The organism is Ensifer sp. 22521, assembly GCF_052044795.1.
Lineage (GTDB): Bacteria > Pseudomonadota > Alphaproteobacteria > Rhizobiales > Rhizobiaceae > Ensifer.
This window is the reverse complement of record NZ_JBQENM010000014.1, coordinates 47220-68719: the sequence shown is the minus strand read 5'-3', so window position 1 is coordinate 68719 and position 21500 is coordinate 47220. Positions and strand designations below refer to the sequence as shown.

At 60.7% G+C, this 21500-nt stretch carries 18 protein-coding genes; 12 read left to right on the top strand and 6 right to left on the bottom strand.

The window, feature by feature from the left end; all coding sequences use genetic code 11:
- Positions 1 to 170 precede the first annotated feature (170 nt).
- Positions 171 to 1157 (top strand): UDP-glucose 4-epimerase GalE, encoded by a 987-nt coding sequence (gene galE, locus ACTJKE_RS21900; protein WP_057249491.1) that lies wholly within the window; start codon positions 171 to 173, stop codon positions 1155 to 1157.
- Positions 1158 to 1204: 47 nt separating this feature from the next.
- Here galE and ACTJKE_RS21895 read toward each other — a convergent pair whose 3' ends face one another.
- From ACTJKE_RS21895 to ACTJKE_RS21880, 4 genes are all read right to left on the bottom strand, one after another.
- Positions 1205 to 2206 carry an acyltransferase family protein gene (locus ACTJKE_RS21895; RefSeq protein WP_440692351.1) on the bottom strand — a complete coding sequence of 334 codons (1002 nt, stop codon included), beginning with the start codon at positions 2204 to 2206 and terminating at the stop codon, positions 1205 to 1207.
- A 23-nt stretch (positions 2207 to 2229) separates the two neighbouring features.
- Positions 2230 to 3513 (bottom strand): O-antigen ligase family protein, encoded by a 1284-nt coding sequence (locus ACTJKE_RS21890; RefSeq protein WP_113512385.1) that lies wholly within the window; start codon positions 3511 to 3513, stop codon positions 2230 to 2232.
- Positions 3514 to 3521: 8 nt separating this feature from the next.
- Positions 3522 to 4793, bottom strand: coding sequence for a polysaccharide biosynthesis/export family protein (locus ACTJKE_RS21885; RefSeq protein ID WP_058326916.1), 1272 nt, complete (start codon positions 4791 to 4793; stop codon positions 3522 to 3524).
- 73 nt (positions 4794 to 4866) lie between these two features.
- On the bottom strand, positions 4867 to 5547 hold the full coding sequence (locus ACTJKE_RS21880) for a sugar transferase (RefSeq protein ID WP_058326915.1): 681 nt from the start codon (positions 5545 to 5547) through the stop codon (positions 4867 to 4869).
- A gap of 733 nt (positions 5548 to 6280) precedes the next feature.
- Here ACTJKE_RS21880 and ACTJKE_RS21875 point away from each other — a divergent pair.
- Both ACTJKE_RS21875 and ACTJKE_RS21870 read left to right on the top strand, forming a co-directional pair.
- Complete coding sequence (locus ACTJKE_RS21875; protein ID WP_058320938.1) at positions 6281 to 6565, top strand: exopolysaccharide production repressor protein; 285 nt, start codon at positions 6281 to 6283, stop codon at positions 6563 to 6565.
- Between the two features lie 224 nt (positions 6566 to 6789).
- Entirely contained in the window at positions 6790 to 7800 is a 1011-nt protein-coding gene (locus ACTJKE_RS21870) for a glycosyltransferase family 2 protein (RefSeq protein ID WP_440661062.1), read from the top strand.
- A 42-nt stretch (positions 7801 to 7842) separates the two neighbouring features.
- Here ACTJKE_RS21870 and ACTJKE_RS21865 read toward each other — a convergent pair whose 3' ends face one another.
- Together ACTJKE_RS21865 and ACTJKE_RS21860 are read right to left on the bottom strand one after the other, a co-directional pair.
- Positions 7843 to 8790: a polysaccharide pyruvyl transferase family protein gene (locus tag ACTJKE_RS21865; protein ID WP_440661064.1), complete on the bottom strand. Its 948-nt coding sequence runs from the start codon at positions 8788 to 8790 to the stop codon at positions 7843 to 7845.
- An 85-nt stretch (positions 8791 to 8875) separates the two neighbouring features.
- On the bottom strand, positions 8876 to 9841 hold the full coding sequence (locus ACTJKE_RS21860) for a glycosyltransferase family 2 protein (RefSeq protein ID WP_440692349.1): 966 nt from the start codon (positions 9839 to 9841) through the stop codon (positions 8876 to 8878).
- Positions 9842 to 9963: 122 nt separating this feature from the next.
- Between ACTJKE_RS21860 and ACTJKE_RS21855 the strand changes: the two genes are divergently transcribed.
- From ACTJKE_RS21855 to ACTJKE_RS21815, 9 genes are all read left to right on the top strand, one after another.
- Positions 9964 to 11448: a lipopolysaccharide biosynthesis protein gene (locus tag ACTJKE_RS21855; RefSeq protein WP_440692347.1), complete on the top strand. Its 1485-nt coding sequence runs from the start codon at positions 9964 to 9966 to the stop codon at positions 11446 to 11448.
- Positions 11449 to 11856: 408 nt separating this feature from the next.
- Positions 11857 to 12978, top strand: coding sequence for an acyltransferase family protein (locus ACTJKE_RS21850; protein WP_440636418.1), 1122 nt, complete (start codon positions 11857 to 11859; stop codon positions 12976 to 12978).
- Between the two features lie 2 nt (positions 12979 to 12980).
- Positions 12981 to 13763, top strand: coding sequence for a glycoside hydrolase family 16 protein (locus ACTJKE_RS21845; RefSeq protein WP_113512393.1), 783 nt, complete (start codon positions 12981 to 12983; stop codon positions 13761 to 13763).
- 100 nt (positions 13764 to 13863) lie between these two features.
- The gene (locus ACTJKE_RS21840) at positions 13864 to 15069 is read left to right on the top strand and encodes a hypothetical protein (RefSeq protein ID WP_058326911.1); all 1206 of its coding nucleotides are present in this window, start codon (positions 13864 to 13866) and stop codon (positions 15067 to 15069) included.
- Entirely contained in the window at positions 15066 to 16064 is a 999-nt protein-coding gene (locus ACTJKE_RS21835; RefSeq protein WP_440692345.1) for a glycosyltransferase family 2 protein, read from the top strand. The genes ACTJKE_RS21840 and ACTJKE_RS21835 overlap by 4 nt, the downstream gene beginning before the upstream one ends.
- On the top strand, positions 16061 to 16987 hold the full coding sequence (locus ACTJKE_RS21830) for a glycosyltransferase (RefSeq protein ID WP_058326909.1): 927 nt from the start codon (positions 16061 to 16063) through the stop codon (positions 16985 to 16987). The genes ACTJKE_RS21835 and ACTJKE_RS21830 overlap by 4 nt, the downstream gene beginning before the upstream one ends.
- Positions 16984 to 18000 carry a glycosyltransferase family 2 protein gene (locus tag ACTJKE_RS21825; RefSeq protein ID WP_113512399.1) on the top strand — a complete coding sequence of 339 codons (1017 nt, stop codon included), beginning with the start codon at positions 16984 to 16986 and terminating at the stop codon, positions 17998 to 18000. The genes ACTJKE_RS21830 and ACTJKE_RS21825 overlap by 4 nt, the downstream gene beginning before the upstream one ends.
- A 4-nt stretch (positions 18001 to 18004) precedes the next feature.
- A complete protein-coding gene (locus ACTJKE_RS21820) occupies positions 18005 to 18910 on the top strand; it encodes a UTP--glucose-1-phosphate uridylyltransferase (protein WP_440692343.1) in 906 nt (301 codons plus the stop codon).
- 113 nt (positions 18911 to 19023) lie between these two features.
- Positions 19024 to 21345 (top strand): polysaccharide biosynthesis tyrosine autokinase, encoded by a 2322-nt coding sequence (locus ACTJKE_RS21815; protein WP_440636235.1) that lies wholly within the window; start codon positions 19024 to 19026, stop codon positions 21343 to 21345.
- The last annotated feature ends 155 nt before the right edge of the window (positions 21346 to 21500 follow it).

Below are 21500 nucleotides of genomic sequence, written 5' to 3'. Positions count from 1 at the left end.
TCTCGACATGCTCCGAGCATCTCGTCTTTGTGGAAAAGCCGCCCCTGCGCCGACACGCCACACACGCGACATGGACACGTGCTTGATTGCGGCCGGCATTGACAAGCCTGTCATTATCCGTTGAAAAAACTCGGCAATTCCTTTGAACCTCCCAGGGATCGAAAAGCATCATGGAAAGTAACAAAGTCCTCGTCGTCGGCGGTGCCGGCTATATCGGCTCGCACACCTGCCTCGAACTTGCCAACAAGGGGTTCGAACCCGTCGTCTATGACAACCTGTCGAACGGTCACGAGGAATTCGTCAAATGGGGCGTGCTCGAAAAGGGTGATATCCGTGATCGCCAGCGGCTCGACGAGGTCCTCGCCCGCCACAAGCCGCGCGCCATCCTGCATTTTGCCGCGATGATCGAGGTCGGTGAATCAGTCAAGGATCCGGTCTCCTTCTACGACAACAACGTCATCGGCACCCTCACCCTGCTTTCGGCCGCGCTCGCCGCCGGCGTCGAGGCCTTCGTCTTCTCATCGACCTGCGCCACCTACGGCCTGCCGGAAAGCGTGCCGATCGACGAGCAGCACCGCCAGGCGCCGATCAACCCCTACGGCCGGACAAAATGGGTGTGCGAGCAGGCGCTGAAGGACTATGGCCAGTACAAGGGTCTTCGTTCGGTGATCCTTCGCTACTTCAACGCCGCGGGCGCCGATCCGGAAGGCCGCATCGGCGAGTGGCACGAGCCCGAGACGCACGCGATCCCGCTTGCGATCGACGCTGCCCTTGGCCGCCGGCAAAGCTTCAAGATCTTCGGCACGGACTACGACACGCGCGACGGCACCTGCGTGCGCGACTACATCCATGTGCTTGATCTGGCCGACGCGCATGTGCGCGCTGTCGAATATCTGCTTGCCGGCGGCGACAGCGTCGAGCTCAATCTCGGCACGGGTACGGGCACGACCGTCAAGGAGCTCTTGACGGCGATTGCCGACGTCTCCGGCCGCGAGTTCAATATCGACCGGGTCGAACGTCGCGAGGGCGATTCCACGACGCTCGTCGCCAACAACGACAAGGCACGCGACATTCTCGGCTGGGTCCCGCAATACGATCTGTCGGATATCACCCGCACCGCCTGGAACTGGCATTCGCGTCGCAACCAGGGCGCCTGATGAATTGCTGAATCGGTGCGGCGTTTCAGGCGCCGCACCGAAAAGACTTACGCCGCCTGCCGCAACGGCCTCGGTACGATACGCGAGCGCAAACGTCGCGTCAGCGGCTTTTCGAGAAGCAGATAGGCGGCAACGCCCAATGCAGTTCCCGATACGACGGCGAGGAACGCCGATAGAGCGAGGTCGACACCCGCCCTGGCACAGATCTTCACCACAACCGATATGGCGAAGGTGTGCCAGAGATAGATGGAATAGGACGCATCGCCGAGAAGCATCGGCAATCCACGCGGGCGAAACCAGCCACGACTTTCGAGCGCCAAGGTGCCGACGACAAGCATGACGGCCAAGGGCCCGAGCACGAATTCGTCGAAAGGCAAACGAAACACGGCCAGCGCCGAAAAACCTGAAAACGCGATTGCGACGAGCACTAGGCCGGCATTGCTTCCCGGTACCCTGCCCCGCAGCCACAGTTCGGCAATGATCATACCGGCCACGAATTCGAGGATGATCGGCCGCGTATAGGTGGCCAACAGCGCAATGTCGCTGTCGATGGCAAAACCCAAGCCGACCAGCAGCAGGAAGCATGTGGTGATCGCCAGCAATCGACGCGACCGGGGCAGCAAGAGGGTCAAGGCGAAGACGGCGTAGAAGAACATCTCGTAGTTCAATGTCCAGCCCTGGACGAGAACCGGCCACACCTCGCCGGTGCTTGGAGAGGCCATTGGGACAAACAAGAGCGACGCCACCACGTGGCTGGGGCTGAGAACGAGATTGGGGAAAAGTCCGGCAAGGCCGCCAAGAACCATGACGGCTGTCGCCAGCCAATAGACCGGCGCGATCCTTTGAACGCGGTCACGCAGGAAAGAGATCGGCGACATTGGCTTGCGCTCGCTGATCACCCACATGATGAAACCGCTGATGACAAAGAAGATGTCGACGCCGGCAGCGCCGATCGCGAAATAATGCCCGGTGCGCTCGGCCGCATGAAAGACGACGACGCCGAGCGCTGCAACGGCACGCAGGTACTGGATCCCGTAGATTGTGGTCATCGCGCCCCCGTTGGTCCGATCCATCAGCACCTCAGCTGCGGCATGCCCTGCGGCACGATCCGCGCTCTGCGAACCTCAGCCGAGCGCGCATCCGGTCGGGGTTGCGACAAGGTCAGTTTGCCGGCGGCGAAATAGAGCAGGAACGACCCGACATGGTAGGGGTTCATGATGTCGATCTCGACGAAAGAGCGCACCAGCAGCAACATCGCGATACCGAAGAGCACCGAGGACTGGGTATCGTGGTCCTCCGTCAAGAGGCGCTTGATATGGCCGAGAACGGTCGTCAGCAGAATGCCCGATAGCAGGACAAGCCCGATTGCACCTGTTTCCACGATCGCCTCGATGAAGGTGTTGTGGAAATGGAAGCCCGAGCGCGTCGAGATGAAGAATTCTTCCCAGAGGCGTTCGGCCTCAGAGAAGCCCTGAACCCAATAGGCCTGATAACCGACGCCGACCACCGGCGATGCCATGGCCGCTTCGATGCCCTGCTGCCACAGATAGGTGCGCCCGGTCAGCGTCGAATCCTTGCCGAAAAGGCCAAGCACCAGATCGACGCCGCCGCCGTAGATGCCCGCGACAGCAACCAACGCCCCACAGATGACAGCTGCAAGAAACAGACCCTTGCGGTGGCCGGGCGAGAGCAGACCGACGACGCGCATGCCAAGCCAGAGCCCGATGATTACGGCGGTGGTCAATACGGATGTGGCCGATTGCGAAGCGAGCAGCGAATAGGCCGCAAGCAGCCCGAGCGCGCCGGATGCCAGCAGCCACAAGCGCCGCTCCCCAAGAGCGACAGGCGCAATGAAAGCGAAGTAGATGCCGAGCGAGGCGTAGAAACCCAGCTGGTTCTTCGAGGCGAAGGCGCCGACGAAGCTGTATGTGCCGTCGAGCGGATCGAGATGGTAGACACCAAAAAGCAGGGAATAGACGAGCACGATCCCGATGCCCGCGATCGCACCGCGCGTTAGCGTTCTGATGTCGATGAGCCTCATGGCGATCAGGGCGCAAACGACATGCGACAGATATTGGATCCCGGTGCGGGCCGTCATCGAGGGTGCTGCCGACCAGAAGACCGACAGACAGGCAAAGACGGCAAAGCCGAGGATCCACAGACGCCTGCCGTAGTTGCCGAGCACTCGACGGTAATCGACAAGCACCAGCGGCAGCCACAGTCCGTAGTAAAGCAGGATCGACGCCTGCCCGAAGCGAGACGAATAGGCGAAGACGAAGAACGACAGCGCAATCGCAACGGTGCCATAGGCACCATTGCGGTCAGGCGATATCAAGCTCGACTTCGCAATTCTCACGGTCGATCCTACTGCGTCGCGAGGTTGGCTTGAACCTTGATCACGTCGCCCGGCAACACCGGCGTGTTTTCATCGGCAGTGATCTCGGTCGGCTTGCCGTCACGCTCGCGGATGATCGAATAGGCGATGACGGCGTCTGCCGTATTGTCCTTCGATTGTGCCGCTTCCGCCGATTGCAGCAGTGCTTCGGCCATCAGGTCGCGGCTGGTGCCGAGCTTGATCTGCAGCGTGTCGAGTTCCGCTTCGGTGTTCTGGAGATCCTGCGCCAGCTGCGCATCCCAATCGTTGCGAAGATTGGTTTCGTCCTGCGCCGCCTTGCTGACATCCTGCTTCGCCTTGAGCGAGGCCGTGTCGATGTCGAGCAACGCAGATTGCAGTTCGGCGACCCGTTGCTCCAGCGAGAGCTTGCGCTGGCTGAGCGCCAGCCCCTTTTCGGCCAGGCTCTCGACCTTCTCGCGGTCCTCCGCCGCGAGCTCCATCTGGCGGTTCTGCGTTTCCGACTTCTTTGCCAGCGACTGGATTTCGCTTTCCAGCAATGCCTTCAAGTCGGCGAGCGACTTCAGTTGCAGCTTCTGCCTCCTGTCGCGCGAGCTCATCAGGGCCGTCTCGTTTGCAAGAAGCTTGTCGATGCCGGGTACGCCCTGGAGGTCCTTCGGCAATTCGATGCCCTGCTTGTCGGCAATCTCGGCCTGAAGCCGGGCACGCCGGATCAGCAGCCGGTTGCGTTCGGCCGTCTGCACGCTCGAATCGCCGTGAGCGTTGATATAGTCGCGGGCGAAACGTTGCCCGCTTTCGGAGCGACGCAATCCGCCGCCGAGGCTTATCGCTTTCAGCACCGTCAGATTGGGTGCGAAGGGATATTCGCCAGGCTTTTCGACTTCGCCCGAAAGATAAAGCGGGCGGTATTGTGCAAGTTCGACGGAGGCGGACGGGCGATCGCGCAGACCGAACAGGGTCTGCATCTTCTCGCCGATCGCTTCTCCGACCTCGGTGGTCGTCTTGCCGGCAGCCGGCAGATCGCCGATGAACGGTAACGACAGCGCGCCGGACGGCCCGACGGTGTATTCGCCAGTGACAACCGACCAATCGCGCACAGCGCCTTCGGCGGTTTGCCACTCGGCGACGCGAATCTTGAGCTTGTCCATGGTGCCAAGCTGATATTCCTCGGCGCCGGCTTGAGTGGCGCCGAGGACCACCGCGGCAACCAGGACCGTGTGGTAAAGGAAACGAGACACGTTGCGGGAAATCCAGGACTTCCCTGACGGAGCGTGTTTGTTCATATGAGGTTCCCGTTAAAAGACGCCGATCCCGCGGCCGACCTATCGGTCGTGCGGGTGCGAGGGCGCTGATCCGTCAGTAGCTGCCGCGTGAGAAGCAAACGGCCGGAATGGTCTTCGCGACGATGGAGAAGTCGCGCAGCAAGGACCAATTCTGGACATAATGGGTATCGAACGCGACGCGTGCCGCGTAGGAAACGTCGTTGCGTCCGCTGATCTGCCACAGGCCGGTAAGACCGGGGCGCGATTGCAGGTAGTAGACAGCAGCTTGGTCGTAGAGCTCCAGCTCATCCTGCACCACCGGCCGCGGGCCGACGATGCTCATTTCACCGCGGACGATGTTGATCAGCTGCGGCAGTTCGTCGAGGCTCAGCTTGCGCAAAACGCTGCCGACGACGGTGACCCTGGGGTCATCCTGCAGCTTGCGCGTCGCGCGCCACTCCTCATAGGCCGCAGGATTGCTTCTAAGATACTCTTGCAGAATCCGATCACCGTCCGGCCGCATTGTGCGGAACTTCAGGCAACGGAAAGACTTCCCGTTATGACCGATACGGCGATGGCCATAAAAGATGCTGCCGCCGTCGGAAAACTTGACGAGCGCAACCAGCATCAAAAAGAGCGGGCTCAGAAAGACGAGCGCCAGTGAAGCGGCAAAGATATCGAAGCCTCGCTTCGAAATGCCACCCACGGGCGGGAGCGCTGCAGTCTCTGCGGCACTGAAAAACGGCGAACTGGCCGATCGGGTCGCAGACTTCATAGAGATAACTCCATTTAGGTTGGCGATTGGTCGGTCCCTCGAAAGGGGGCGCTCTTATTCAAGAAAGAGTGTGTGGTGAGAATTTGTCTTTTGAGGGCGAAATAATGGCGGGTACCCGGTGGGCGCCTAAATGACGAATATCACTGATTTCTGATATGTAATATTTCCATCCAGCCAGCCGATATATTATGAGACGGTAAAGTCTTACGTTCGGAGCTTTCGTGTATTGTATTGTTGGCGCGCAACTACGTTTCCGTAAAACGAATATATCTTTGTATCTGTTATGTTTGCGTTCACCTGCAAGCACGTGTCTTGGCGCCGATGAAAATTGACAGGCGCCAGTCTTTCCAATGAAATGCTGCAATGCGGCAAGATTTTGCGCTGCACGCGCGGCGGGACACCAAAAGTTAATTTCGTAACAAAAGGTGATCGCAATCGTTGCCCAAACAGCAACCAGCGGGCGGTGCGGTCACGACAAGACGCCGGATGGTGGAGGAATTGCCTTTGGATTGCCATGGAGTCGCAACGGTCGAACCGATGCGGCATCGAAAAACGGCCAGATTGATTCGAATGCTCTAAACGCGACATAAAGACTTTGGAGGCACAGTGGCAGCAGGGTGCGGGCTTTTGGCGGTTGAAGCGAAAGGGCGCTGCCAATATATTGGAATCCTGAGGAGGAAAGGCCGAACTCCGATGACGACATCGACGACAGAACCGAGCGCGAGGTAGCGCTATGTACGCACCGCGCGTTCTTGTGAGCATGCTCGGCGCCCTGGCCGTGTTTGCGATCGTTACCTATTTCCTAAACGGCTCACTGGCGTCGACGCTTATCCAGACCGTCATATGCGCCGTCCTGATGCAGGTCGGCTATTTCTTCGCCGTGCTTTACCTGGTGTGGAAGAAGGCGCGGGAGAAGGAAAGACAGGCCGCCGAGATGGCGCAATTGGCCGGCGACGACAAGTCGGCCGCCAAGACCGCGCCGCGCCGCCTCCATCGACCCGGCCACTTTAATCGCTGATCAAGGCTGGTCTCCGCGCTCGGCGGGCCACACGGCGGTACTCGAGAAAATCTCAGATTTGACGCGTTTGCGACACGATCGCCCTGCATGGTTCGGCCGTTGCCACCCTGGCGACGTCGTGTGGCTGCGGCTAACCCAAGAAGCGGAGCCGCGCTGGAACCGAAATACCGCAGCGCTCGCAAAGACAAGCGCGCTGCCCGTTAGACACGATGCTGGAGGCCCTCATGACCACAGACGTCTGCGTCATCATCGCCGCAAAGAATGCCGAAGCAACCATTGCCCGAGCCGTTGCATCGGCCCTGGCAGAACCGGAAAGCGCCGAGGTGGTAGTGATCGACGATGGCTCGACGGATGACACCGAGGCGGCCGCGCGCTCTGCCGACGATCTGAGCGGGCGCCTGACGATCGTCCGCTTTGAAAGCAATCGTGGGCCTTCGGCCGCCCGCAACCATGCCATTTCGATCAGCCATTCACCGGTGCTTGCTATCCTCGACGCGGACGATTTCTTCCTGCCGGGTCGTCTCGGTCGGCTGCTTGCGGAAGACGATTGGGACTTTATTGCCGACAACATCGCCTTCATCGACGAGGCCGCAGCGACCGACGTCGCCCAGAAGATCGATGAGTTCCAACCGCAGCCCCGCCTGCTCAGCCTGATCGACTTCGTTGAAGGCAACATCTCCCGGCGCGGCGTGAAGCGCGGCGAGGTCGGGTTTTTAAAGCCGCTGATGCGCCGCCACTTCCTGGAGGGCCACGCCATCCGCTACCGGGAAACGCTTCGATTAGGCGAGGATTACGATCTCTATCTCCGCGCCCTGGCAAAGGGCGCGCGCTACAAGGTTATCCGCAGTTGTGGTTATGCGGCCACCGTCCGCAGCAATTCGTTGAGCGGCAGCCACCGCACCGACGATCTCAAGCGCCTCTACGAGGCCGACCGGATTATCCTGGCCGCAAACACATTGGAGAGCGAGGCTGCGGCCGCCATCCGAAGGCATGAGCGGCATATCAAGGACCGTTATCAGCACCGGCACTTTCTCGATCTGAAGAGAGAACGCGGCGCGGCGGCCGCGATAGGCTACCTCCTGCGTGAACCCGATGCCGTTCCTGCGGTCACGGCCGGCATCCTTGCCGACAAGACCGAGCGGTTCAAACGGCCTCACTCGGATGCGCCGGCCGCGCTCGGTGGTTCCGGTGGGTTGCGTTACCTGCTTTCCCCCACTGCGGACGGTCGCCAATAGTCATTTAGGCCACGGCACTTTTTGGGTGCCGTGGCCGTATCGTCAGAAGTACGCGCGACGCACGGCCGCAAGAGCCTCCAGAAAACGGTCCTTACGCTCGGCAAGTCGGCCGTCGCTGCTCAATTGCGGCGCCGCCCGGATTGCCTGCCAAAGTGCAAGCGTCGAAGGGGCGGCGAGGACCTGCTTGGCAGCGCTGCGCAAAAAGGTCTGTCTCGGCTCAGCCGCCGCCACCATAACATTGTGATCGACGGGACGCAGGTTCGGCACATCAGCCAGCGTCTGTGCCTCGAAGCCCATCCCCCAGAAGCGCTCGCCCTTGATCATGGCTTCGGCACGGCTCGAGACCGGCACGTGGCGGGGCTGGTAGTGAACGCCGACGGTGCTTGCCCAGTCGTTCCACTTGAAGCTGTTGATGCTCTCGGACGTGGTGACGGCCACCCATGGCACGCGAAAGGCGTCTGCGAGAATGGCGCCATGCATCGATTCGGCGATGATGAGTTCGGATTGGGCAATCTCGCGGATCACGCTTTTGGCTTCGCCCCGCGGGTCGATATAGTGCAGGCCAACGGTACCGCAAGTGACCGGCCACATACCGGCAATGGCGCTTTCCCAATGCGGAACGAAACTGCGTTTGTGGATCTTCGGCAGGTTTTGGAACTCCGGCATCTCCGCGACCATCACGGCGGGATCGACGATGCCGAGTTCAGGCTCGATGCCGATCTTCCCGGCGGTCAGCGGACCTCGAACACAGCGGATATCCCATTCCTTCGGATCGCGCATGTCTGGCAAGATGCCGTAGCCGAAGCCGCTGCCGATAACGAGCTTTCTGACACCGTCAGGCAAAAGTGCACGGTTGAGCACGGTGCCGACCCCCACCAGCAGTATTTCCTCGTGAACGTCGCGGAACCCAGGCAGCAGGAAATCCCAAAGCCAAAGATTGAGGTCGTCGCCAAAATTACCGTGCTGAGATTCCCAGTAATAGGGCTTCATGGGCAGTCCCTTCTTTCAAAATGCTGGATATGTCCGGATGCCGCGCCAGGCGGTCTTGTTCTTCCTCCTCGAAGGAGTGCTTTGATCAATGCGCGCGAGAAAACTTGCCGACAGCGAGTGCCAGCGCGCTTTGCAAGAGCCTCGGATCACGCAGGACCCAACGCGCCAACAGGCGGAATTGCGGTGACTTGCGTCGCTTCAGCCGACGCGCCTGGCTCCACAGCGCCTGCCGCCGTGCCGTATGTTGATAGGACCGGATCGAGGCGATTGCCGTAGGCTTGCGTGAGAACCGGCCCTCGAGCGTTTCCAGAGCAACAAATGTGTTGAACTGCTGCTGCAGGAACTGCGGCGAATCGTTGTCGATCGAGTGAAAGATGTTGATGCCCTCGCCGCGCTCGGCGCCAGCTTCATCACAAAGCACGACGCGTTTGGCGGCAAGAATGCAGTCGCAGAAGAACAAGACGTCCTCGGCTGCCAGTCTCAGCGCCGCATCGAAGCGGACCGTCTCGAAAAGGCTGCGCCCGATCACCATGCAGGAGAGATGCAGGAAGCTCCAGTTTCTGAGCATCACATTGATAAGGTCAGGAATTTCGACGACGAGCGGCGCTTCCTGAAGTCTAATGACGCTGTGGCTTTCCGTCAGTTCGGCAACATCGAAATGGTAGTAGAACGCCTCGCCGCCTGTGATCGACGCCCAATAGCAGTCGGCGCCGAAGCGGCTCATGCTTCCATAGGCATTCTTCAGATGATCCGGGGTCCATTCGTCGTCAGAATCGAGGAATGCCACGAACTCGGAATCGTCGGGAACATGGTCCAGTCCGGTGTTGCGCGCGCCGCCAGGTCCCTTGTTGGGCTGGCTTATCACGGTCAGTCGCGCTCGTTCCTGCTCACTTAACGGCTCCAACTCCTCATCTATCGGATAGGGGGAGCAATCGTCTATCACCAGAATGTGGAAGTCCTGAAACGTCTGGGCAAAGACGGAGGCAAGCGCCCGCCGAAGAATACCCGGTTCCTTCTGGTAGTACGGAATAATAACAGTCAGCTTCGCCATCTTTTTGCCCCTGCGGTTTCTCTAAAAGAGTCTTGCGTGGTCTCCTCCCACCGGGTCGCGGCCTTTCATCTAGCCCTAGTCCTTTGTCGGAAATCCTTCAAAGGCATCATAGGATGCTCGCTATGCCCTCAACCGTAAATGCCAAGTCCGTGACACGGAATGTCGGCTGGAGCGTCCTTTCAAAGACAGGTACTTTCGGGCTGAAATTTGTCACCGTGCCAATTCTTGCGCGTATCCTGACGCCGGAAGAGTTCGGGACGGTGGCCGTTGCGCTCACTGTCGTCCAGTTTTTGGCGATGATCGGCGGTGCTGGTCTCGCCTCCGCGCTTATCATTCAGCGCGACGAAGACATGGAGCTCATCCACTCCGCTTTCTGGGCCAATCTCGCGGTCGCGCTGCTGATGGCGCTTGCACTTTTCGTCTTCGCCGATCCATTGGCAAGCCTGCTCGGGGCACCCAAAGCGGGGTACCTGCTTCGGATCATGAGCGTGCTGATCCCGCTGCAGCTTGGCGGAGACGTCGCCTATTCTCTCCTCGCAAGGCGGATGAATTTCAGCAAGGATGCGGTCTGGACCATGGTCTCCGAGACCGTCGGAGCGCTTGTTGCCGTCGGCGCAGCACTGCTTGGCTTCGGCGTCTGGTCGCTGCTGGCGCAGCTTTTCGTCTCCGCATTCATCCGCCTAGCCGGTCTCTATGCTGTGTCCGGCTATGTGCCGCGGCTCGTCTTTTCCCCACGCCGCGTTCTGACGCTCAGCCGGTTCAGTTTCGGCATGATGGGGTCGGAGATTGCCAATTTCGTCACTTTCCAATCGCCGATGGTGGTGATCAGCCGGTACCTCGGCCTTTCGGACGCCGGTGCCTATTCGGCGGCGAACCGTTTCTCCAGCATTCCCAACCAGATCGTGCTTTCGGCGGTCATGGGCGTGCTCTTTCCCGCCTTCAGCCATATGGGCGAGGATCGCCAGCGGCGGTCTCAAGCGTTGATGTTGAGCACGCAGGTCACCACCGTGCTGTTGGCACCGATGATGTTTGGCCTTTGGGCGCTCGCCGAGCCGGCGATGCTGGTGCTTTTCGGCCAGCAATGGGCGGCCGCCTGGCCGGTCCTTGGTTTGCTTGCGCTGTCAAAGGGACTTTTGACGCCCTGCAGCACCTACGTCCCCTACCTGAAAGGCATCGGCCAGGGGACCGTCCTCTTCTGGTGGGCGGTCATCCGCGCTGTCGTGACGACCGCGGCTGTCGCCTACGGGGCAATGGGCGGCTCACTTGTTGAAGCGATGATTGCGCTGTGCATCGTCAACCTGGCAACGCTGCTCGGCTATTCCTGGGTCGTGTTCCGGGCCGATCGCCTGCCATTCTTGCGGGGCTTCCTGGTCTCGATCAGGCCGATGATCGCGGCTTTCGCGATGGCGGTTGCCGTCAGGCTATTGCTGGACTTCTATGGCGCTCTCATACCGAGCGCGGTTCTCCAGGTGCTGATTGGCACGGCAATCGGTGGATTGATCTATCTCGCGCTGATGTTGCTCGTCGAGCGCCCGTTGTTGGCGAAACTCTACGGCATGATCCGCAAGCGCGACGCTTCGCCTGGTGTGCCCGCGGCGGCTGAATAACCGATTTCAGGCGCCGGAAACTGCCTCATCCTCGCCGCATTTCGGCTTGGCTCGGGTCCGTATTGGCCGTTTGTTGCGAGACAAGAGCGAAAAATATCACAATTTTATCGCGACTTGCGACATCAAACACAAGTAAAAGCATCAGCAAATAAGCGGCTGATAATATTCCGTAAATGCCCCATGCATAGGCTTTTTTCCCGACGCCGGCGCGCAAATGGGTAAATCTTCCTAGACATTATTGAAGATCGGATGCTGCATTGCAACAAAGTGCGACCGATTCGTTTGTTGCAGCGCCATATTTTCATCCGTGCCCCGGCCTAGCTTTAGCACAATGAATGCGGGCTCTGGTCTGCTCTGTTGAAACGGTCGCCTGGAAAATGGCGCTGGCAGATAGGGGTGACGGACATCGTGGATGTGAACGCGAACATCTCGTCGCGGATCAATCTGATGCGCATCGTGCTGATCTCCGGCATCGTCTTCGTGCACGTGCCGCATGATCCGGCGACGAGCCCGTATGTCGGCACCTATGGTGTGCTGGATTGGCTGCGCGTCTTTCTTGGCGACAGCCTTTTTCGTGTCGGCGTCCCGTGCCTCAGCGCGATCTCCGGCTATCTCCTGTTTCGGCGTGGCCTCGACAGTTTCGACTACGGCAAAACGCTCAAGACCAAGGCCAGAACCGTCCTGTTGCCCTTCCTGATTTGGAACATTGCTTTTCTCGCACTGGCCTTCGTTGCGCAAAGCAAGGGTATCAGCTTCGGCTACCTGCCAGATATCGTGGGCGCAAGCGCACGGGAATGGTTGAACCTCGCCGTGGCGCTCCAGGATCTGCCGATCAACGTGCCGCTCTACTTCCTGCGGGATCTGCTGCTTTGCATCGTACTTTCGCCGGTACTGGCTTGGCTGATCAAGCGTTATCCGATGCAGACGCTCGCCCTGTTGCTCGCCTATGCCGTGCTGCCGCTGCCAAACGGCATCTTCCTCAAGAAGTCGATCCTCTTTGGCTTCAGCGCCGGCATATACATGAGCCTGCATCGCGTTGACGTGCGCAGTCTCGATCGCTTTTCCTGGCCGATTACCATCGCCGTCCTTGGCGCTTCGGTGCTGCTTTCGCTCGTGCTCTATCAGTACGGACCCGACTTCCCGGTCTGGGTCGATATGCTGCGCAGCCTGACCGCCCTCTCTGGCATTCTCGGCTCCTGGGCGGTCTCCGAGCTGCTGGTCCGAACGAACGTCGGGGCATCTCTGGCGCGCGGTGGCGGGCTCAGCTTCTGGATCTTCTGTACGCACTATCCGCTGCTGGTTCTTTTCTGGATGATCTGGAACCGCGCAGGCTTCGGATATTACCCGGCCTTCTATTACACGGTTCCGTTCATCACGATCGCAATCCTTGTCGCCGCCTACGGTCTCGCCGGGCGCTGGCTTCCGAACCTGACCGCAATCCTGACCGGCAGCCGAGCGGGCGCCGCCCGAGGCGCGAAGGTGCGGCCGGCGGAACAGCGCGCCGAACTTTCACCACAGCAAAGGACCTGACCATGAGATCTTCTGGACCTCACCGCCTCGCCCTGTTGAGCCTTGTCGCGATTGGCCTTGCCGGCCCGGCAAACGCCGGGGACACAGCGAAGGCAAAGTCCTTCATCGACGACTTCGATACCCTCGACACCGGCATCTGGTACGTCTCCGATGGCTGGAACAATGGTGCCCACCAGAACTGCACCTGGTCCAAGAAGCAGGTGAAGGTCGAGGACGGCATCGCGGAACTCTCCTTCACCGAAGGAAAGCTTGGCGAACGCAACTACGCCTGCGGCGAGATCCAGACACGCAAGCGCTTCAGCTACGGGACCTACGAGGCCCGCATCAAGACGGCCGATGGTTCCGGGCTGAATTCGGCGTTCTTCACCTATATCGGCCCGGCCGACAAAAAGCCGCACGACGAGATCGATTTCGAAGTCCTCGGCAAGAACCCGGCAAAGGTTCAGATCAACCAATATGTCTCTGCCAAGGGCGGCAACGAAAAGCTTGTCGACGTACCCGGCGGCGCCAACCAGGGCTTCAACGACTACGCCTTTGTCTGGGAGAAGGAGCGTATCCGCTACTACGTCAATGGCGAACTGGTCCACGAAGTGACCGATCCTGCGAAGATCCCCGCCAACCCGCAGAAGATCTTCTTCAGCCTTTGGGGAACCGACACGCTTTCGGATTGGATGGGCGCCTTCTCCTACAAGGGACCGTCGACCATGCAGGTCGACCGGATCGCGTACACCGCGCCGGGAGACGAATGCCAGTTTGCCGAATCGATCGCCTGCCGAACGAACTAAGCGGCGGCCAGGAGCCGCATTCCTAAGCGACGCGTTCAAACCGCGACGCCCAACGTTTCAAACCGTGCTCGGCGACGGCCGAGCAGAGAACCGGATAAACATGCTGCAGGTACTTTATTTCGCACAGGATCTTGCTGACCCCGCCGTTCGCCGGCGCGTCCTGATGCTCCTTGCCGGGGGCGCAAGGGTCAAGCTTGCGGGGTTCAGGCGCGACGCAAACCCGCTGGCGGCGATCGAAGGCATCGAGCCCATCGAGCTCGGAACAACGCATGACGGGCGTTTCGTTCAACGAATCGGCGCGATTGCCAAGGGCTGCTTCTCGCTCAGGCAGGCGCTGCGCAATGTCGAACGCCCGGACTTGATCATCGCGCGCAATCTCGACATGCTGGCGATCGCCAAGAAGGCTGTGAGTGTGTTCGGCGGTGACGTGCCAATCGTCTACGAATGTCTCGACATTCACCGCCTGCTATTGCGCCCTGACATCGCTGGCAAGACGTTGCGGGCGAGTGAAGCGTTCCTCGGGCGTGATGCCCGGCTCCTGATCACCAGTTCTCCAGCCTTCGTCGAGCACTATTTCCGCCCGCTTTCCGGCATCTCGGCGCCGACAATGATGCTGGAAAACAAGGTGCTTGAGCTCAACGAGACCATGGTGCGACCGCTGGTTCCCGCAGCGTCGCCGCCAAAGGATGGTCGGTGGCGGATCGGGTGGTTCGGCGCATTGCGCTGCCGCAAATCGCTGGCGCTGCTGTCGGCGTTTTCCCGCAAAATGGAAGGACGCTTCGAGATCGTGCTACGCGGTCGGCCGGCCTATTCGCAGTTCGATGACTTCGAGGGCTTCGTGCGCGATGAACCCTTCATGCAGTTCCACGGGCCCTACCGCAGCCCGGAAGAACTGAGCGACATCTATTCCGACGTGCACTTCACCTGGGCGATCGATTTCTTCGAGGAAGGCCAGAACTCGAAATGGCTGTTGCCGAACCGGCTCTACGAGGGCTGCCGCTTCGGCCGTGTGCCGATTGCGCTCCGCGGTACCGAGACGGCACGGTTCCTTGCCATCCGCGGCCTCGGCATGCTGCTCGACGAAGCGGAGCCGGAGGCGCTTGCCGCCCTGCTCGGCTCGATCGACCCCGAGCGCTACATTGAGGCATCCGGCCGGATCGCGACTTGCGCGACCGATACCTGGATATTCAGCCGCAGCGACTGCGAAAGCCTTGTCCGGCGGCTTTCGGCGGTCACGGCGGAGGCTCCGCCGCGGATCGCGCCTAACCTCTCCCCAACTCCCCAGAACGAAGGCGGATTGTCATGAACAACAAAACGCTGGCTTCGACACGAACCCTTATCGTCATTCCCTGCCTCAACGAGGCTGAGCATATCGAAGGCCTGGTTGAGGGGCTGCGACCGGCAGCGGCGCATCTCAACGGCGCCATTCTGATTGTCGACGGCGGCAGCACGGATGGCACGCGCGAGATTGCTGCTCGCCTCGCCAAGGCGCATGCCTCGGTGCTTGCCCTCGACAATCCGAAGCGCATCCAGAGTGCGGCGATCAATCTTGCCGTCGCCGAATACGGAGCGTCCTACGATTACCTGATCCGCATCGATGCTCACGGGACCTATCCAGACGACTACTGCGAGCGTCTTATCGAAGAGGCGCTTGAGACCGGTGCGGACTCCGTCGTCGTCGCAATGCAGACGGTCGGCTTCACGCCTTTCCAGAAGGCGACGGCCTACGCCCAGAATTCCAAGCTCGGCAATGGCGGCGCCAAGCATCGGATCGGCGCGACGAGCCACTGGGCCGATCATGGGCACCATGCGCTGATGCGGATCTCCTCTTTTCAGGCAATCGGCGGCTATGACGAAATCTTCAGTCACAACGAAGACGCGGAGTTCGACTACCGCTTCCGCCAGGCGGGCCATCGCATCTGGATGACCGACCGGACGAGCATGGTCTACTATCCGCGCGCCAAGGTCGGCCCGCTCTTTCGCCAATACTTCGCCTATGGACGGGGGCGCGCGCGCAATGTCCTGAAGCACCGCGCCTGGCCGAACCTCCGACAGCTTCTGCCGCTCGCCGTGGCGCCTGTCGCCATTGGCGCTCTGCTCGCCGTCATCAACTGGCTCGCCGTCGTGCCGGTGGCGCTCTGGGCCGCCGCCTGCATCGGCTACGGAATGTGGATGGCGCTTGGACAGAGGAACCCCTACGGCCCGCTTGCAGCCCTTTCGGCGATGGTGATGCATTTCGCCTGGTCGGCCGGCTTCTGGCGCGAGCTTCTTACCGCGCGAAACCGAAGGCTGGCGCCATGACCGATCTCGCGAGAAAACGGATCGATATTGCGGTCTGCACCTTCCGCCGTCCGGAACTTGCGGAAACGCTGCATTCGCTGGCGCTCATCACGGTGCCCGCCGATGTCGACATTCGGGTCATCGTCGCCGACAACGACACGACGCCGAGTGCCGAGGCGCTGGTCAACCAGATGCGCCCGACCATGCCCTTCGAGATCCTCTACGTGCATTGCCCGGCGTCGAACATCTCGATCGCCCGCAATGCCTGTCTCGACAATAGCGCCGGTCACTATCTCGCTTTCGTCGATGACGACGAGACCGTATCGAGGACGTGGCTCCTGCAATTGCTCGACACGGCCGCTACGACCGGGGCCGATGTCGTGCTCGGCCCGGTTCGCGCCGAATACGCGTTGTCCGCGCCGAACTGGATGCGCCGCGGCGACTTTCATTCGACCCGCCCCGTATGGGTCGATGGCGAGATCCGCACGGGCTACACCTGCAATGTGCTGCTCGATCTCACGCGGCCGGTTCTTTTCGACAGACGGTTCAACCTGGCTCTTGGGCGGACTGGTGGTGAGGACACAGAATTTTTCCGCCATATGCATGCGGCCGGCGGACGTCTCGCCTATGCCCCGGATGCATTGGTCTTCGAACCGGTTCCGGAAAAACGCGCGCGCCTTGCCTGGCTTGCCAAGCGCCGCTTCCGTTCGGGCCAGACCCACGGGCGCCTGTTAAGCGGGCCGGGCCAACCCACAAGGCAGGTGGTGGAAATCGCCCGAGCGATGGCCAAATCCGGCTATTGCGCTGCAGCGAGCCTGCTTCTTCTTGGATCGCCGGTCGCCCGTTCGCGCTACGCCCTGCGCGCCATCATGCATGCGGGTGTCGTCAGTGGGCTTCTCGGTGTGCGTGAACTCCAGCAGTATGGGGCCGCGACCGCCGGATGACGCTCCCAGCACCAGACGTCAGTTTTGTCGTCGCGGCCTATAACGCCACCGACACGATCCGCCGCGCCATAGAGAGTGCGCTGGCGCAGGAGAACGTCGACCTGGAAGTGATCGTCGTTGATGATTGCTCCACCGACGACACCTGTGCCGTGGTCGAAGAGATCGCGGATCCCCGTGTGCGGCTGTTGCGGCTTGCGAAAAACCGTGGGCCCGGCGGAGCGCGCAATGCCGGGCTTGAAGCGGCACGCGGTAACTGGATCGCCATTCTCGACGCGGACGATACCATCGGCCCCCGACGGCTCTCCCGCATGATCGCGCTGGCGTCGACAGCTGGCGCCCAGATTGCCGTCGACAACATCGACGTCGCGAACCTCGACGGGCGCGTCGAGCGCATGTTTCCGGAAACATTGCTCGAACATCACCGGGTGCTGACGCTTGCGGCCTTCATTCAATCCAACGTGCTTTTCCGCTCGACCTATAATTTTGGCTATCTGAAGCCGATTTTCGAGCGCCGTTTCCTGGAGGAGCACGGCCTTCGCTTCAAGCAGTCCATCCGGATTGGTGAAGACTACATCCTGCTCGCATCTGCGCTCGCCCATGGCGGACGCTGCATCGTCGATCCCTCAGCCGGCTATTGCTACCACATTCGCGAGGGCTCGATCTCCCGGGTGCTCGAACTTCGCCATATCGAGGCGATGATCGCAGCCGACAAGGATTTCCTCGCAAACCACTCGATCGATGCCGAAGCGATGACAATGCAGCGTCGCCGCGACAGGAGCCTGCGCGAGGCGCATGCCTTCCTGCGCCTCGTCGGTCATCTGAAATCCAGATCGTTGGTTGGGGCCGCCCAGGTGGCCTTGTCCGACCCCCGAGCGCTTCGGCACCTCAGAATGCCGATCGCCGTGCGGCTGCGCCGTTTGCTTGCGCCGCTCGCACAATTGAAGTCCGCCACACCGACGGTGGCGGCTGAACGATCCACCTCGGGCAATAGCCCTCACGTACGTAAAGGATAAAGCCATGGACCGTATCAGGACCGTCAGGAAAGCTGTGATCCCGGTCGCCGGCAATGGAACGCGGTTCCTCCCCGCGACAAAGGCGATACCCAAGGAGATGCTGACGATCGTCGATCGTCCGGTCGTGCAATATGCGGTCGATGAAGCCCGCCAGGCGGGCATCGAGCACATCGTTTTCGTTACTAGCCGCAACAAGCAGGCAATCGAGGACCACTTCGACGACACGCCGGAGCTCATCTCGTCGCTGACCCGTTCCGGCAAGAACGCCCAGGTTTCCGAACTGGAGGAGATGCTGCCTCGTGCCGGCTCGGTCAGCTTTACGCGGCAGCAGGCGCCGCTCGGCCTTGGCCACGCCGTCTGGTGCGCGCGCGACGTGATCGGCGACGAGCCTTTCGCGCTGCTCCTGCCGGATATGCTGTGTCACGGGGCACGCGGCTGCATGGCCGGCCTCGTCGATCTCTATCGCCAGACCGGCGGCAACGTCGTCGGGGTCGAGCAATGCGCTCCGGAAGATGCGTCGAAATATGGCATCGTCGGCAAGGGTGCCACCGTTCCCCACGGTTTCGAAGTCACGAAAATGGTCGAAAAGCCGCGTGCCGGCGAAGCACCGTCGAATTTTTACCTGAACGGCCGCTACATCCTTCAGCCCGAGATTTTCGACATTCTCGCGCACCAACAACGGGGTGCCGGCAACGAAATCCAGTTGACCGACGGGATGCTGAAACTCTCGCAAAATCAAGCGTTTCACGCCCATCCCTATGAAGGGCGCACTTTCGACTGCGGTTCCAGGGAAGGCTTCATCGCCGCCAATGTCGCCTTCGCGCTCGCGCGCTCTGACCTCGGCGACATGGTCTATGCCGCGGTCAAGGACATGGTTCTGTCTCATGAAGGCCGCATCCGCGCGGCATAAAGCTGGTTTGGCGCCTCTTATCGAGGCTCCAGCCTTCGGACCAAAAGGGAAACGGACAGAGCGACCCAATGAACCAAAGAAGTCTCCCCTTCAATAGCGTTGTGCCGAGGGAAATGGAGGAACCCGATAGGTTCATCGACCTTGACCGGCTCTTCTCGGTCATCGTTCGCCGCGCCAGGCTGGTTGGCGCGTTCGTCGTGCTGTTCATGGCACTTGGCGCGGTCTACCTCGTTTTCGCGACGTCGTTCTATACGTCGATGACGCAGATCCTGCTCGACGAGAACCTCTCGAAATATGCCGAGGAGCAAGCAACGCCACAAAACAGCCAGCTGCTCGACACCCAGATGGCAAGCGCCGTCGAGATCCTGAAGTCTGGCGAGCTCGCCTTGCGGGTCGTCGACAAGATGAAACTCGATGATAATGACACGGTCCTCAATCCGCCACGCTCGCCCTTCGGCGTCTTCAAGGACTGGCTGCGATCCGTGACCGGCGTCTTTTCGTTTGGATCCGATATTTCCGAAGAGGCGGCCCGCAATGGCCGACGTCAGAAGGCGGCCGCGCTCATCCAGCAGGGGCTGGCCGTCGAGCGCGTAAACCGAAGCTCTGTTGTTGCGCTTGCTTACCGTTCCAGCGATCCGCAGCTCGCCGCCGCTATCGTGCGCGGCTATGCAGATGCTTATCTCAACGATCAATTGAACGCCAATTTCGATGCGACGGAGCGCGCCTCCGTCTGGCTGCAGGAGCGTCTTGCCGATCTGAGGCAACGCTCGCAGGTGGCTTCGCTCGAGGTCGAGAAATACCGCAGCGAGAACGGCCTGACGCTCGCCCGCGGCGAGCTCATGTCCGAACAGCAACTGGCAGATCTCAACAGCCAGCTCATCATCGCTCAAGCCGACACGGCAAGCGCGTCCGCCCGCTTCAAGCAGTTCCAGGCGATCGTCGACCAAGGGCCTGAAACCGCGGTCAAGAACGCAACGATTTCCGCCAAGGAGGGCGACAACTCTGTCATCCGCGAACTGCGTACCCGTTACCTGGCCGTCAGCAAGCGTGAGCAGGAAGTGACGCAGAGCTTCAGCGCCGACCATCCGCAGGCAGTATCGCTGCGCAAGGAAAAGTCCGATGTCGGCCGCCAGATCTTCCAGGAACTGGAGCAACTCACCGCAAGTTACCGCAACGAATATGAGGTCGCCCGCTCGCGCGAGGCTTCGCTGAGGGAAAACATCGAAGGCACAACGGGCCGCAACTCCGATGCGAACCTGTCGCTCGTGCATCTGCGCGAGCTCGAGCAGAAGTCGGCAGCGTTGAAGACCCTCTACGAGACCTACCTGAACCGCTATGAGCAGGCCTCGCAGCAGCGCTCCTTCCCGATCGCCAAGGCCCGAGTGATTTCCACCGCTGGCGTTCCGACCTCGCCCTCAAGTCCGAAGAAAACCTTGGTTCTGGCACTTTCGGCGGTGCTCGGCATGATGGCAGGCGGTGCGTTCGCAGCTTTCCAGGAGTTCCGCGAGCGCACCTTCCGGCTCGAAAGCGACGTGCGTTCAATCCTCGGACACAGGTCTTTCGGCTATGTTCCGCTGATCGGCCCACGTCAACTGACCACGACCGACCGGGTTCGCGCGCGGCTGATGAAGGGCAAGACGCCCCAGCCGACGACACAGGCCGCAGAGCCGTTGCCGTTTGAACGGGTCAGTCGCATCGTGCTCGACGCGCCGCGCTCATCTTTCGCCGAGACCTTCAGAAACGCCAAGCTCGCCTGTGACCGGATGTTGCACGGCAACGGTTCGCGGGTGATCGGCATCGTTTCTGCCGTTCCGGACGAGGGCAAGTCGATCATCGCGGCAAACTTTGCCGCACTGCTCGCGGCGAGCGGCAAGAAAACGTTGTTGATCGACGCCGACATCCGCAAGCCGGGGCTGAGCAAGATGATCAATCCGCCGCCAAAGACCGGCCTCGTCGAGGCGCTGATCGGCGAATCTTCCTGGCCCGCCGGCATCAAGATCGACCAGAAGACAAAACTGGCAATCTTCCCGGTTGGCGGGGAAGCCGGGGCAAAGAGCGAGCCCTATGACAGCCACGAGTTGCTCGCCTCCCCGGCGATGGCCGACCTTATCGACAATGCCCGCAAATCGTTCGACTACGTGATTGTCGATCTTGCAGCACTCGCCCCGGTGGTCGATGGCAAGGCGTTTTCGCCGCTCGCCGATGGCTTCATCTACGTTGCAGAGTGGGGTCGCACGCCGTCGCGTCTGGTGCGTGATCTGCTCAACTCCGAACCGCAGATCAACGGCAAGATCCTTGGCGTGATCCTCAACAAGACGGACATGAACGAATTGGCGAAGTACAGCGACTTCGGCGGCGCTGAGCACTATCGCCATCGTTTCGAGAAGTACTACGTCGAGAACGCCGGGACCTACCGCAGGACAGAGGCGGCCTGACCGCGCTGCCTTTCTCATCGAGACACGAAGCCTCGGACCGGAAACGGTCCGAGGCCTCTCACTGTGGGTGGTCGCAGGCCAACAGGGCTGAGAATGCCATCCACTGTCGAGCGAAAGCCCGAAAAAGATGATTGCACGGCACGGCGATCCTCGCG

Bases quoted from the DNA above. Each gene is read 5' to 3' on its own strand.
- ACTJKE_RS21860 (WP_440692349.1), bottom strand. From the start codon at position 9,841: ATGGCGAAGCTGACTGTTATTATTCCGTACTACCAGAAGGAACCGGGT.
- ACTJKE_RS21870 (WP_440661062.1), top strand. From the start codon at position 6,790: ATGACCACAGACGTCTGCGTCATCATCGCCGCAAAGAATGCCGAAGCA.
- ACTJKE_RS21885 (WP_058326916.1), bottom strand. From the start codon at position 4,793: ATGAACAAACACGCTCCGTCAGGGAAGTCCTGGATTTCCCGCAACGTG.
- ACTJKE_RS21875 (WP_058320938.1), top strand. From the start codon at position 6,281: ATGTACGCACCGCGCGTTCTTGTGAGCATGCTCGGCGCCCTGGCCGTG.
- ACTJKE_RS21845 (WP_113512393.1), top strand. From the start codon at position 12,981: ATGAGATCTTCTGGACCTCACCGCCTCGCCCTGTTGAGCCTTGTCGCG.
- ACTJKE_RS21880 (WP_058326915.1), bottom strand. From the start codon at position 5,547: ATGAAGTCTGCGACCCGATCGGCCAGTTCGCCGTTTTTCAGTGCCGCA.
- ACTJKE_RS21840 (WP_058326911.1), top strand. From the start codon at position 13,864: ATGCTGCAGGTACTTTATTTCGCACAGGATCTTGCTGACCCCGCCGTT.
- ACTJKE_RS21855 (WP_440692347.1), top strand. From the start codon at position 9,964: ATGCCCTCAACCGTAAATGCCAAGTCCGTGACACGGAATGTCGGCTGG.
- ACTJKE_RS21865 (WP_440661064.1), bottom strand. From the start codon at position 8,790: ATGAAGCCCTATTACTGGGAATCTCAGCACGGTAATTTTGGCGACGAC.
- ACTJKE_RS21830 (WP_058326909.1), top strand. From the start codon at position 16,061: ATGACCGATCTCGCGAGAAAACGGATCGATATTGCGGTCTGCACCTTC.
- ACTJKE_RS21815 (WP_440636235.1), top strand. From the start codon at position 19,024: ATGGAGGAACCCGATAGGTTCATCGACCTTGACCGGCTCTTCTCGGTC.
- ACTJKE_RS21895 (WP_440692351.1), bottom strand. From the start codon at position 2,206: ATGACCACAATCTACGGGATCCAGTACCTGCGTGCCGTTGCAGCGCTC.
- ACTJKE_RS21825 (WP_113512399.1), top strand. From the start codon at position 16,984: ATGACGCTCCCAGCACCAGACGTCAGTTTTGTCGTCGCGGCCTATAAC.
- galE (WP_057249491.1), top strand. From the start codon at position 171: ATGGAAAGTAACAAAGTCCTCGTCGTCGGCGGTGCCGGCTATATCGGC.
- ACTJKE_RS21820 (WP_440692343.1), top strand. From the start codon at position 18,005: ATGGACCGTATCAGGACCGTCAGGAAAGCTGTGATCCCGGTCGCCGGC.
- ACTJKE_RS21835 (WP_440692345.1), top strand. From the start codon at position 15,066: ATGAACAACAAAACGCTGGCTTCGACACGAACCCTTATCGTCATTCCC.